Raw genomic sequence first — 13,551 nt, forward strand, 5'->3', positions numbered from 1 at the left:
TGATATAGAAGTTAGACTTTAAAACTGCGCTTTAAAAACTGTCCAACTAGCACTGTATGGGAGTTCATCTCGCCTATCACTTCATCATTAAGGCTCACCATTTCGCAACCGAGTTGATGACTGGAGTGGGTAAATTGCGACACATTCACCACACTGCGATTCATCTCGTTCGCCACGCTCGATTGCTCCTCCACCGCACTGGCAATATGGTGGGTCATATCCGTGATGGTAGTGATCGCTTCACGTATGGTACGCAGCGCCGCGCCCGCAAGATCCGCCGTCGTAATACATTCGCCAGCCGCATCCACGCCCTCTTGCATGCTGCGCACCGCCTTATGAGTACCTTGCTGTAACAAGTTGATCATAGTGTGGATTTCTTTGGTGGCATCATGGGTGCGCTGCGCTAACGCCCGCACCTCATCGGCAACCACGGCAAAGCCCCGCCCTTGTTCCCCCGCCCGCGCCGCTTCAATCGCAGCGTTGAGCGCCAGTAAGTTCGTTTGCTCGGCAATGCCTTGGATCACATCCAGCACTCTGCCTATATCCCGGCTATGCCCTTCTAACTCAGTGATCACCTGCGAGGTTTCCTGTAACTGCTGCGCCATCGCCTGAATCGACTGAATAGTACTGACAACGGTTTTATCGCCGTTGATTGTCTGCTGTGACGCCATCTGTGACGCACTCGCCGCATCGGCGCAATTTGAGGACATATCCCCAAGGGTTGCCGTCATCTGCTGCATGGCCGTGGCCACTTGTTCAATCTCGGCCAGTTGTGACTGGCTTGTCCCTTGAATTTCTTCACCTTTGGCTGCAGAGATTTTCGCTTGCTGACTGACGTTATCACAGGAATCGCGCGCGCGGCCAAGCACGGATTTAAGCTCAGAATTTTGCATTTGCAGCGCGAGATCGATAGCCCCTAAATCGTCGGATTGCCCCGTATAAATGTGTGCCATCAAAGGGTTGTCGTAGATTTTCTTCGCTTTAGCAACCAGAGTGCGATAACGGCCTAAGATCAGATTGCCACCGATAAACAGCGCTAGAGCACTGATGGCTAATGCCACAAATCCCACCACTCCAATCTGCAGCGCCAAATACAACATGGGCAACAGGGCAACTAAGGCGAGTAACGCCAACTTAGTCGGCATCTCTAAGGTGCGTTTTAGCGCCTTAACTTGACCGTTTTTATTTAACTCGGCGTAGGCGGCTTCAGCTCTGTTGATCTGTTCACGGCTGGGTTTAGTACGTACCGACTGAAATTCGGCCACCTGACCATTCACCACAATCGGCGACACATAGGCATCAACCCAATAATGGTCACCATTGGCGCAGCGGTTTTTGACAATGCCTTTCCAAGGCTCACCCTTACGGATTGTTTTCCAAAGATCTTCAAAAGCTTGGGGTGGCATATCGGGGTGACGCACCATATTGTGGGGCTGGCCCAACATGGCACTGAGCTCATATCCCGCAACGGTACAGAATGAGGGATTGGCATAGGTAATATGACTTTTGGTGTCGGTCGTCGACAACAAAATCCAATCCGCTGGATAATCGTATTCCCGCTGTGTGACTGGTAAATTCTTTCTCATGATAACCCTTGGATTTATTGTGAATTTATTATTCCATCGTCCATGAGTTATCCATCCTTGATCGTGTCCAATGCTCCATTACCGCTAAAATCATCTCTCCTTTTCCCGCCTCCAGAACTCTGAGCATAGCCTAGAAAATGTGCGATGAGTAACAAAATAGATAACCAACACAACAAGTACACCATTAGGATTGCATTTGATAAGCGTTTTCATTTAGAATTAGCTCAATTCGTTTTGGAGTCGAAAAAATGTACGTTTGTCTCTGCCATGCCATCACAGATACGCAAATCAAAAACGCGGTAAGTCAGGGCGACTCTAGCCTTGCTGACGTTAAAAAGCGTTTAGGCGTTGCCGATCAATGCGGTAAGTGCGCCAGAATGGCCGTACAAATTATTCAGAACCAATTAGAAATTGAACCTAATTACTACGAAGTGGCTTAACTTCGAGCCTCCTGCTCTTTTTCTGTCAAACTATATCTGTATTTCAATTCTTGTTCCTTGAGCGAGGCACTCGCCTTAAAGGGACTACCGCAAATCTCAGCGCATCCCCCTATTTTGCGATAATCATATTACCCCTTAATGACACATCCCACTCAGCCCAAAAGCATAAATGCTTTGAACTCAATGGGATGCAATCTGATTATCTGCGTCTTAATAGATAAGCTGCTTCATTCAGCCAAGGAACTTCTTTCTTAACAAACCTTGGGTTGTCCGCAAGCACGTCCTGACAATCCAAGAGTTGGATGTCAAAATCGTCACTTAAATGTGTCTCCACCCAAGTTGGTGACACCGCAAAAGGCGGCCCACTTAAGGCCTCTTGCGGGTAATCGAGTGTCACTAATAAACCTACGCTGCCCTGGGGCAATAACTGCGCTAATTGCTTGGCGTATTGCGCCCGCATGCTCTCAGGCCAAGCAATCAAGGCGGCGCGATCATAAAAACCACTCACTTGCGCCGTAATAGACGCAGGCAAAGTGAAGATATCCCCTTGATATAAACTCACCTGCTCGGTGTGATAATGCTGATGCTCACCCAGCGTGCTTTGCTGCATAGGTAATTGGTTATCTTCGAAAAACTGCTGCACTGCGAGTTCATTTAACTCACAACCAATCACTTGATGCCCCTGCTCGGCTAAAAAGCACATATCTAAAGATTTGCCACACAGGGGAACGAAAACTTGGGCCTCGGCAGGCAATGCCAAGGTATGCCAATACTTTACGAGAAAGGGATTGATATCTTGCTGGTGAAAACCAATCAGCTGTTGCTGCCACTTCTCATGCCAAAAACCGGGTTCCATAGGTATATCTCAAATGACTAAAGTTATCCTTACTCTAATGGCATTCACGGGTGGATGCAAAATCTCAGATACCGTATGTTAATCATAGAGATGTAAACAGTTAATGACTAAGCCAGTGCCGTTTGTACCCGGCGGAGCCAAACGCAATTCTCACACTGGCATTGGCGGCGCGACAAATGATGCGGACTTAGGGATGAGTCGATAAAGTCAACGGCGATCAGCAACTGCTGCTTAAGCTCGGCGACGGATTTTTGCTCGACGGCTACCAGCTCATCGTTCTGGTTCATCCAGATACATTCCATGCCCTGGTGGCAAGTGAGACACTGCTCATCGCGATCATTAAAAAATACCGCATGTGGACAATGGGTCACCTCCATTGACTGCAAAATTCGCTTACGCGGAAACTCTAACAACTCGATCAATAAAGCCTTATCTTGGGCGGGCATATGCCCTCCTTTCATCCACTTTGTCCACGGGAAATTTAACAAAAATGTATCCCATCCAATGTGCTTAAGATTACCTAGACTCCATACGATTTAACTTGATATAAATCAAAGTCAGCGACGAAATGATGGGATAGGTAAGCCCTAAAAATCACAAGTTTATCGCAGGCAACACCAGTCACAGCATCCTAAGCCGATTTGCTTATCAGCCTCGCTTACTGTTTAAATAACCAAAACAAGGAGTCGCGCATTGCAAACACCCCAATTACAACATTTTTACATTTCCGAAGAGCAATCCATTTACTTGCTCAAAGCCAACGATGCCCGTAAGCACAAGGCGTGGATCCGTTTATGTAAACAACAGTTAAGTAAGTTGGGTTATCGCGACATTGAGTTTATCGGTAAGGGGGCTTACGGCTTTGTGTTTGCGGGGATTAATCAGGCCGATGAAGCCCATGTATTTAAATTCTCAAGAATTAATCTGCCGCAGCATATTCAAGATCGCTTAGAGGAAGAAGCCTTTATGCTGTCCTTACTCAAACACCCTAACATTCCAGGGGCGATCAAATTTGAGCGGGTCGGCAAACAAGGGATCTTAGTGATGGAGCGTGCTAAGGGTGAAGATCTCGAACAGCTTTGCCGCCGCTTAGGCGCCCTGCCCCCCGCCATGGTGATGAGTATTGCCCGCCAACTGGCCGATATTCTCTACTATCTGCGAACGGGAAAACCCTTAGTGCATGGCGACATTAAGCCCTCGAACCTTGTCTATGATATTGAAAGCCAACATTTATCCTTAATCGACTGGGGCTCGGCCGTATTTGCGCAACGGGATGAATATAACAAGGCCGTCGAAGACAATGTGATGACGTTGATGTCGAGCGATCAGCAGCACACCAATGCCCGCATGGGGGACGTGTATTTTATCGGTGAAGAACAGCTAAATGGCGCGCTCTCCAGCCCGCGTTTCGACGAGCAAGGCGTAGCTGCGACCTTGTATGCCTTGGCCTCAGGACAGGCAAGTCGCTTCGGCGCGCAGGTGATCCCGCCCACCAGCATAGGCTTACCCATGGAGTTGGCGCGCACCTTGGAAGGCATGCTCAGTATTGATGCCGTGCAGCGCAATCTGGCGGGGGATTATTTTCTCAAAAGCATGCGCCACAGCCATAGAATACACTTACCCGAGTTGCCCAAAACCGAACTGCTGGGTGAAATCCCAGTCTGGGTACAATCCCGCGAAAAAGATGTCGAAACCGTCAGTTATAGCTCGCGTAAATCCTTTTTAAAGGAACATAACGCGCAGGATCCCATCGCTAAGATGGATGACATCCAGCTCGAAAAATACTATCGCAACTTCTTAGCCGGCATGGGCGATACCGAAAAGGGCTTTATCGCCGCCGTGGGGCGACTCGGTCAATACCCTATCGTGGGTGGCCTTGCTATCCATTGGCAGGAAACGGGCGTGTTTATCGACTCCAACCTCGCCATCTACGATGCTAAACAAAAGAGTGCCCTCATCATCGCCGTTAATAATATGGTGACACTCGCGCGGGGGATTAAGCGTATCGGAGTGTTTAAGGCCTGCTTCTTTAACGCTAGGGACACGCTGCATATCGAGCGCGAAAACACCAGCGAACCCTTTGTCGCCAGCGCCGATCTCCAACTGCCCTTCGAAGTCGGAGATGTGCCGACCCTCGAAGATAAATCTCGGCTGCACTCTTACTTTGAAGACGGTAAGGATCCGGATGAAAACCTCGAATTACCAAGTGAAATCATGGAGGAATTGGCGCGTATCAACCAAATCCACCACACGGGCTGCATCATTTTCGAGGCGCTACCGAATCACTTAAAGATCCACAGCTACTTAAAACTGCTCAATCCACGTAAACAGGCGGCGTTTCGCGCTAGCCTCGACCGCATTTTGCATTATGTAGGTAAAATTCAAGGCCATGGGGTATCTGGCTTTATGAAACTACCCTATAAAAATACTCGCCGCTTTACCCATATTGAGCGTAAAGCCGAACATTTTTATCCTAGAAACCCAAAAGAAATAGGCGCATAACGAATCACCTCGTTAGCGCCTATGATGCTGAAAACCAAGCTTAGATTGGTGAGCCCGGCGGCAGTTTCAAGGGGTTAGGAATGAGTTTGCTGTTGGCATCTGTGAGCCCTGCACTCAGCCCCTGTTGCAACCAAGTGTAGTGGGAGGCCACCTTAGCATTCGCGCGATTCGCTTTGGCTTTGAGCTGTTTAATCACAAATTGGGCGCGCTCGTAAATTGCCGCCTTCACCTCTGCCGAGGTTTGCGGGTCGTGATACGCAGACAAGAGTTCATCAATCACCACCGCATTTACCCGCATCCACACACCTTCAATCAGAGCGAGCTTATCTTCTTGATAAAGGGTCGCGGCAAACAGCTTATTGAGTAAGGTTTCGACCGAGAGCTGCTCATTATCTGCCATTGCCCCTTGGCTGACGCGATTTAAGCGTTGTGGCATTAATAGCTGACCCACAGTATGGCGCGCTAACACTTCCGCCATGCCGAGGGGATCGCTCACCACCCCAAGCCCAGACTCGAAAGACTCCCGCGTCGCTTGATAATTGCCCGCTTTAGGCACCAGCGTATCGAGTAAGGTTTGCGGAACCGTTAAACTGGCCACATCTAAGGTGCTGAGCAGCGCATCGAGGGCCGACATTTGTAACTGCGGCGCGATATAGCTCCAGCGACTACCCTCACCGATAGACAAATAATTATAGTCAGTGCCGCCAATAAACTTAGTGACCGCATCGATTTGGTAACGGTTAAGCAAATAGATAGGCACAAAGGCATCGGCTAACTCACCCAGTGGCTCGCCCGGCAACAGTGCCGTGCTGCTAAAACCTTCGATGGCCTTAGCGCGAATACGGGTCAAATCCAGCAGCTGCGCGATAGGGTCGTCACCGCTGTCCCATAAACTCGCATAGGCTTGGCTGGCATCCGCTTGGCGCGAATCGGCTTCGCCAATATAGCGCAGCCCTTTTCGAGCCACTTCGACCAGCAACTGATTTTGCAGCGCCTGCTGCGCCGTTACATCGCCTTCATCGCTATAGCCGTAAGCGATAGCAAAGTTATCCCATGGCCCGACACCTACGCCATAGGGTGCTGATATATCAATGTCATTGCCTTTCAGCATGATCTTAGGATGGGGATAATCCATCACTGAGGCATCCTGATTAGTCGATGCGGCAAAGTTATGATCTAAGCCTAAGGTATGGCCGACCTCATGGGCGGCAAGTTGGCGAATACGCGCCAAGGCTAAGTCATTAGCCGCTTGCTCGGCGGCGCTTCTATCACGCCAGCCCGCAGTTAAGCCTTTGGCAATCAAGTAATCTTGGCGCACCCGCAAGCTACCTAAGGTCACTTGGCCTTTGATGATTTCGCCGGTACGCGGATCGGTTAGCGCCGCGCCGTAGGACCATCCGCGCGTGGCGCGGTGTACCCACTGGATCATGTTGTAGCGAATATCCTGCGGATCGGCATCGGGCGGCAAGAGTTCAACCTTAAAGCCGTTGATAAATCCCGCTTGGGTGAAGGCCGTTTCCCACCAGCGTGCACCATCGAGTAGCGCCGAGCGGATAGGCTCAGGCACGCCTGGGTCGAGGTAATAGGTGATGGGCTTGACTACTTCGCTCGGTGCAGGGCCAGGATTCACCTTTTGCAGACGGTGGCGCAAAATAAACCGCTGCACCAGTGGCGCCGAAAACGGTGTGGCATAGTCGCGATACTCATCGGATAAATAGCCGCTCATAGGATGATAAGCGCGGGGTTGATAGCCCTCATCGGGCAGCTCGACAAAGGAGTAGCGCATCCGCACCGACATTAAGGTGCCATCGGGCGTGACCTTAGCCACTTGCTCACCCGCCGCATCGGCTTTAAAGGTAAGCTGCACATCCACATCACTATTCTTTTCAAAAGATTTCACCCCAGCGGGTAAAATCGCCGAGCGGGTTAAATCGAGGCGATAATTCCCCTGCCCGCGATGCAGTAGAGCATCCGCGACACCGTGCAGATCGTTGAGTACCAACTCGCTGATCGCCACCATATCTGGCTTACCATCGAGTAACTTACCCTGCCACAATACCGAATCGGCAAAGGCCTCATCCACGGCGCGCTTTTCGGCGGCGTCTTGGGTATTAGCGCGATACTGGGTGTTCAGTTGCTTAAGTTGGATGTAGGGACCTTGGCGCTCAAACTGCACCATGCGAGTTTGACCTAATTGACCACGGTCGAGACCGATATCGTTAGAACCGACCCCTTCAGGCAAACTAGTCACCAATAAAAAAGGCTGATTTAAACGGCTCACCTCGAGGTATAACTCCCCCTCGCTTGGCTCATAGTAAAGATTAAGAAATCCCTTAGCGGCTTGGCTCTGCTTAACGACTTTAGTGCTCGGCAGATCCGCGGCGACGCTCAACGCGGGTAAACCTAAGAGTAGGATGGCGAGGGCTAGGCTATGGGGTTTCATCTTTCCTCCTGATTAGGCTGTCTACGTGGTCATGTTACACAAAATCTAAACCACGCGGGGCCATCATTGGCCCCGGGCAAACAATTAATGATGATTATTCTTGTGTTTTATCCAATGCGATAAGGTTTCAAACAGTTCAGTTAACACTATCGGCTTAGTAATGTGGGCATTCATCCCTGCCGCGAGACTCTTTTCTCGATCGCCCGACATCGCATGGGCCGTCATGGCGATAATAGGCAGCACGTCGGCACTAAAGCGTTCACGCAGTGCCCGCGCCGCGGTTAACCCGTCCATCACTGGCATTTGAATATCCATTAATACCGCATCGAAGGGGCGAGAGTCGATAATATCGAGGGCAATTTGGCCATTCCCTGCAACAACGACTTCGTATCCTGCGCTCTTTAGCAGCTCAGTCGCCACCTGTTGGTTGATAAAGTTATCTTCCACCAAGAGCACAAGCCCTGTATGTTCACCCTCTTCTACCGGCACTTCATCAATAGGTTGCACCACATTAAGCCTTGGCTCATCGGCAAAGGCGGCGATGATCTCATCGAACAGACTCGATGCCTTAAAGGGCTTTTGCAACACGGCAAACACATTGGCACTGTCGACTTCGTGCTGTAAAGGTTCCGCCGCATAGGCGGTCATCATGATGATAATGGGCCGTTTTGCGATGCGGCCTTCGGCCACCATGGTATCGATGGCAGTGATCACATCGCCACCATCCATCTCTGGCATCATCCAATCGAGCAACAATAAATCGATAGGATCCCGCGACAACTTATACAGCGCCTCGGCGCCGCTTGCAGCAGTATCCACCTCGAAGTGGAAGTCACGCATCAATGCCGAGTAAATTTGCAGCGCCGTTGGGTTATCATCCACCACAAGTGTACGTAAATTATTGAGTTTTTCAGGCACCACTAAGGGCTCAACCTTGGCCTCTTCGGCAATCTCAAAGCTGATGGTAAAGCTGAAGGTACTGCCAACGCCTAACTCACTCTGCACCTGCATCTTGCCGCCCATCATGGAGACCAAATGCTTACTGATCGATAAACCTAATCCCGTGCCACCGTACTTACGGGTCGTCGAACCATCGGCCTGAGCAAAGGCATCGAACAGTTTTTCCTGCTGATCTTTACTAATCCCAATACCCGTATCCCGTACCCAGAATTTTAAGGTAATTCGATGGTCGCGCTCGCCCACATCTTCGCAGCCCAGTTCAATCTCACCGGATTGGGTAAACTTCACCGCGTTCGATAACAGGTTAATCAGCACTTGGCCTAAGCGCAGCGGATCGCCCTTAAGAATGAGGCCTGCCGTGACTGGCGCATACAGTAATAACTCGACGCCTTGCTCCTGCGCCTTAAGCGCATTGAGATCGAGGGCATGGTCGAGCACTTTATCCAGCGGGAATGGCACCCGCTCTAGCTCTAACTTACCCGCTTCAATCTTAGAGAAGTCGAGAATATCGTTAATAATCCGCAGTAACGACTGCGCCGAGAATCCGGCCTTTTCGAGGTAATCCTTCTGCTGCGCCGTCAGCGAGGTACGCTGCGCTAACTGCAACATACCGATAATGGCGTTCATTGGCGTGCGGATTTCGTGGCTCATGTTAGCCAAGAACTCACTCTTATACAGGTTCGCCAGTTCCGCGTCCTGCTTAGCCTCCAACAGTGCTACTTCGTTACTCTTATGGCGCGTGATGTCCTTGTGGGTACCGACCATACGCTTAGGCTGACCATCGGCGGTAAATTCCACCACCCGACCGCGGGAAAGCACCCAGTGATAGCTGCCGTTTTTGCCTAAAATCCTAAACTCGATCTCATAGGCATCGACGGGATTTTGCAGATACTGATTACGGTATTCTTCGACCCGAATTCTATCGTCGGGATGCGTCAGCTGGTCGATAGCCGACACTAACGCAGGGAATTCATTGGGTTTATAGCCCAGCATCGAATAATAGGATGGGTTGCAAATAATATGCTCTGAATCCAGATACCAGTCCCACAGACCGTCTTCCACCGCGTCCATCGCTAAATGGTAACGCTCCTCCGACAGGCGTAACTGCTCGGCGGACTCGTACTCACGCGTGACATCGCGCCACACGGCAATTAAGCCTTGCAGCTCGCCACGACGGTTATAGAAAGGCAGTTTCAGGGTGTCGAGCAACACAGGTTTGCCGGCTAACTCGACTTTCTCTTGATAACGCAGCGGCGTGCGATCTTTTAAGATCTGCTCATCCTCGGCGCGAATACGAATGCCCATCTCCGGCGAGGTTAAATCCTCCGACGACAGACCAATCATCTCGCTTTCGGTGTAGCCCAGCATCCGCTCGGCGGCCTTGTTACAGCCGAGGTAATTGCCTTCTTTATCTTTAAAGACAATGGCTTCAGGGATGGAGTCGAGTAAGGAGCGCAACAACGCATACTCACGCTCACGGCGTTCGGTCGCATCTTTTAACCGCTCGGTACGGCGCGCGACCAGTTTGTCGAGTCGCTTATTTTGCTCGGCCAAATGATGGGTGTATTGCTTGTTTTCCTCAAAGATGCGGCTCACCAGCAGGAACCAAGGCTCCCAGCCCGGAGTGATTTTTTCCGGCGGTTTACGCGGCTCTTGGGAGCAGCCTTCTAAGTGCGATAACAGCCGCGATGCAGGGCTCACGAAGGAGCGGCGGGTTTGCCAGTGCACTATGGTCACCAGTACCGACAGGGCGATGACTACGAGGATAAAGGTCAGTTGCAGTTTTTCGACCGAATCTTGGAACAGATCGTCTTCATTTTGCAGATACAACAAGCGCCACGGCGCGTTATGCAGCGCGACCGAGTGAATATAGTAACCGTTGCGAATAATGCCTTCGTGGGCATCAAATAATTCGGACTCTGGGAGCGAATGCAGCTCAGACGGAATGCGCTGACTGATGTGGTACACCCGATTGATATCAGAGCCATCGAAGTCACTGTGGGACAAAATATTGTTCTGCTGATCGAGTAGGATCACCGTCCCCGGCATCTTGAAGTACACTCGAATTTGCCGCGCCAATGAGGCCAAGGTCATATCGAGGTTAATTGAGCCCATAAACTCATCGTCGAGATAAACGGGCACACCTAAGGTGGTCAGCAAGCCTTTGCCCGTCGAATCGACATAGGCCTCACTCCAAAACACACTGCGCTGCGGGTTCATCGCCGGGGTGGCGTATTGGAATTGTTTCTTATTGAGCAGCTCGTCCCTAAAACGCTGATCACCGTTGGTCCAAGGGAAGTAGGACATCATCCGCTGACGCGATAAATAATAAATCGCCGAGGCTTTAGGTGCGGCTTCCTTCGCGACAGGGAAAGACAGTGACAATTCAAACAGCATTTCCAGCTCTTGGTAGAACTTATCGCTGCGACCATCGAGGGAACCCGCGCCCGTGATCCGCCCCATGTTGGTAAAGGGTTTACCGCCCTTGGCGTAGTTAGGCTCTAAGGTAAAATACTGACCACTTTCATTAAATTTGCCGTATTGCGGTAAACGCTCTTTACGCACCAGCTCCCCTAAGCGCAGGTGATCCACGGCCACATCCCGCAAACTCTTCACCGCGCGGATGCTCGACTCCAGCAATAAGTCGATTTGCAATACGTGACGCTCGACCTGCTCTTCACGCTGATCCATCTGCTGAGTTTTTTGGCGATCGAAAAACATCCACGCCGTCAGCAACGACAGGACAATCACGCCGATATAAGTATAAAAAACAGCACGGTTATAATTCTTTTGGATCGGCGATTTTAGCTGGAGATCCGGCTCACTCGATTTCATCCACTACCCTTGATTGCAGCGCTTGATTTTAGCCATCGGTGGCAAAAGTGACTGAGTTCATTTATGGCTTCATATATTAGCAGGAAGAAACCCCGAGTCGCATCAAATAATTGCCGTACGAAGGCTGTCAAAGTCTATGATTAGTTGATTGAAAAACATAGAAATGCGTAAAAACAAAGGTCCCACGAGTGAGACCTTTTGTAACAATAAAGTAAATAGTTAGAGATGTTCTTCGGCGTATTCGGCCAAGCGTGAACGCACTACCCCATTCAAGTACAGGTTGGCGCTGCCTTCAAAGTCTTTAAAACGTTCCACTATGTAGGTTAACCCCGAGGTCACTGCGGTGAGATAATTCGAATCGATCTGCGCTAAGTTACCGCAACAAATCAATTTTGTGCCTTCACCCATCCGAGTGATCATGGTTTTGATCTGCGACGCCGTCAGGTTTTGACATTCATCCAAGAGCACGATGGAGTTTTGGATCGAGCGGCCGCGCATAAAGTTGATCGACTTAAATTGGATATTCGCCTTCTCCATGATGTAGTTCAAACTGCCTGTGGGATTCACATCATTCTTATGCAGCACTTCTAAGGTATCGGTAATCGCCGCCAGCCATGGCATCATCTTCTCTTCTTCGGTGCCGGGTAAAAAACCTATCGACTCAGCGATTTCCGGCGTATTACGAGTCACAATCACCTTATCGTAGCGATTGCGCTCCACCACCAGCTCAAGTGCCGCCGCCATTGCCAGCAAGGTTTTACCGCAACCCGCGGGCCCGGTTAAGATCACCAGGTCGATATCGGGATCGAGCAGCGCCTGCAACGCCATACCTTGGTAAACATTCTTAGGTTTTACTCCCCAAGCCTCGAGGTTTTTTAAGCGCTCGCGGCCCAGATCTAAAATATGCAGATGGGTATCGCTACGCTCGGTCACGCGGCCACAAAAATCAGATTCGGTATCAATCAGATACTGGTTAATGTAGAAGGGTTCGTTGTCTAAATCTTTTAATGGGACTTCGTGAATCGTATGTCGACCGTGGCGCTCAGTGGATACTTTGTTTAAGTGTTCCCAGAAATTTCCTTCGAATTGATAAAAGCCCTTGCTGAGGAAACGAATATCATCGATCAGCTGGTCGGTTCGATAATCCTCAACCAATTGAATGCCCGCGCCCTTGGCCTTAAGACGCATATTGATATCTTTAGTGACTAACACCACGGTACGTGGATGGTGGAGGTTTTGCAGGTGCAAAGCGGTGTTGATAATGCGGTTATCGTTGCCATCCCCCGGCAGGGCGCCTAGGGTAAAATCGACAAGATGGTCAGGGAAAATAGACAGCGCCCCTATCGCATCGGCATGCCCTTCTCGACTCGGTAAAGGGACACCATTAATGATTTGTTCCGGTGTAGTATCACCGCCTAGGGTATCTTCCAGCGCCCGTATGGCGACCCTAGCATCCCGACTCACGTCACTCTTTCGATCTTTAATCTGGTCTAGCTCTTCTAGCACTGTCATCGGAATGACCACATCGTGCTCTTTAAACGAATAGATCGCCAAAGGTTCATGTAGTAACACATTGGTATCCAGTACAAACAACTTTCTGTCGTCTTGTTCCATGGCGCCTCCAGAGTGCTCGATTGTTTTTATGCTACATCTCTTTCCCGGTGAGTGGATATGGCTCCTATGTCAGTTGGCGAGCTAAAGAATGATCTTAAAGTTCAAGCCTCTACTTAATAAAGACGGCTAGCGGCTTAAACTAATATTGGCACCATTCTCTCTGAATGCCAACCGAACGAACCTGTGTTTAAGTCGGTGACTCGAGGGCAGTGTAGGTCCCTCGATATGACAGTAGCATGACAAATCATCGAACGACTATAGAGAATTTTCTTCACTGTTCAATTTGTAATCTAGTGTATGGGGAATTAGGCTCTA

General features: G+C 50.1%; 8 protein-coding genes. 2 read left to right on the plus strand and 6 right to left on the minus strand.

Annotation, left to right across the window (positions count from 1 at the left end):
• Positions 1 to 11 precede the first annotated feature (11 nt).
• A complete protein-coding gene (locus tag M0415_RS11270) occupies positions 12 to 1,586 on the minus strand; it encodes a methyl-accepting chemotaxis protein (RefSeq protein WP_088211794.1) in 1,575 nt (524 codons plus the stop codon).
• A gap of 248 nt (positions 1,587 to 1,834) precedes the next feature.
• On the opposite strand from M0415_RS11270, the gene M0415_RS11275 reads away from it, so the two are divergent.
• Positions 1,835 to 2,026: a bacterioferritin-associated ferredoxin gene (locus M0415_RS11275; protein WP_011715776.1), complete on the plus strand. Its 192-nt coding sequence runs from the start codon at positions 1,835 to 1,837 to the stop codon at positions 2,024 to 2,026.
• A 199-nt stretch (positions 2,027 to 2,225) separates the two neighbouring features.
• Here M0415_RS11275 and M0415_RS11280 read toward each other — a convergent pair whose 3' ends face one another.
• A complete protein-coding gene (locus M0415_RS11280; protein ID WP_249553585.1) occupies positions 2,226 to 2,882 on the minus strand; it encodes a thiopurine S-methyltransferase in 657 nt (218 codons plus the stop codon).
• Positions 2,883 to 2,989: 107 nt separating this feature from the next.
• The gene (locus M0415_RS11285) at positions 2,990 to 3,328 is read right to left on the minus strand and encodes a hypothetical protein (RefSeq protein ID WP_086902944.1); all 339 of its coding nucleotides are present in this window, start codon (positions 3,326 to 3,328) and stop codon (positions 2,990 to 2,992) included.
• A gap of 247 nt (positions 3,329 to 3,575) precedes the next feature.
• On the opposite strand from M0415_RS11285, the gene M0415_RS11290 reads away from it, so the two are divergent.
• Positions 3,576 to 5,384, plus strand: coding sequence for a protein kinase domain-containing protein (locus M0415_RS11290; protein WP_249553582.1), 1,809 nt, complete (start codon positions 3,576 to 3,578; stop codon positions 5,382 to 5,384).
• 40 nt (positions 5,385 to 5,424) lie between these two features.
• On the opposite strand, the gene M0415_RS11295 is transcribed toward M0415_RS11290, so the two are convergent.
• The 3 genes from M0415_RS11295 to M0415_RS11305 all read right to left on the minus strand — a co-directional run bounded on the left by M0415_RS11295 (position 5,425) and on the right by M0415_RS11305 (position 13,236).
• Positions 5,425 to 7,827 carry a zinc-dependent metalloprotease gene (locus tag M0415_RS11295; RefSeq protein WP_249553580.1) on the minus strand — a complete coding sequence of 801 codons (2,403 nt, stop codon included), beginning with the start codon at positions 7,825 to 7,827 and terminating at the stop codon, positions 5,425 to 5,427.
• 84 nt (positions 7,828 to 7,911) lie between these two features.
• Positions 7,912 to 11,622, minus strand: coding sequence for a response regulator (locus tag M0415_RS11300; RefSeq protein ID WP_249553578.1), 3,711 nt, complete (start codon positions 11,620 to 11,622; stop codon positions 7,912 to 7,914).
• 219 nt (positions 11,623 to 11,841) lie between these two features.
• Entirely contained in the window at positions 11,842 to 13,236 is a 1,395-nt protein-coding gene (locus M0415_RS11305; protein WP_011627270.1) for a PhoH family protein, read from the minus strand.
• Between the last annotated feature and the right edge of the window lie 315 nt (positions 13,237 to 13,551).

The organism is Shewanella sp. 10B (assembly GCF_023475885.1).
GTDB classification, from domain to species: Bacteria; Pseudomonadota; Gammaproteobacteria; order Enterobacterales; family Shewanellaceae; genus Shewanella; species Shewanella mangrovisoli.

What these genes read in the sequence shown, in the direction of transcription:
- M0415_RS11270 (WP_088211794.1), bottom strand. Translation starts at nt 1,586, where the DNA reads ATGAGAAAGAATTTACCAGTCACACAGCGGGAATACGATTATCCAGCG.
- M0415_RS11275 (WP_011715776.1), top strand. Translation starts at nt 1,835, where the DNA reads ATGTACGTTTGTCTCTGCCATGCCATCACAGATACGCAAATCAAAAAC.
- M0415_RS11300 (WP_249553578.1), bottom strand. Translation starts at nt 11,622, where the DNA reads ATGAAATCGAGTGAGCCGGATCTCCAGCTAAAATCGCCGATCCAAAAG.
- M0415_RS11295 (WP_249553580.1), bottom strand. Translation starts at nt 7,827, where the DNA reads ATGAAACCCCATAGCCTAGCCCTCGCCATCCTACTCTTAGGTTTACCC.
- M0415_RS11305 (WP_011627270.1), bottom strand. Translation starts at nt 13,236, where the DNA reads ATGGAACAAGACGACAGAAAGTTGTTTGTACTGGATACCAATGTGTTA.
- M0415_RS11280 (WP_249553585.1), bottom strand. Translation starts at nt 2,882, where the DNA reads ATGGAACCCGGTTTTTGGCATGAGAAGTGGCAGCAACAGCTGATTGGT.
- M0415_RS11285 (WP_086902944.1), bottom strand. Translation starts at nt 3,328, where the DNA reads ATGCCCGCCCAAGATAAGGCTTTATTGATCGAGTTGTTAGAGTTTCCG.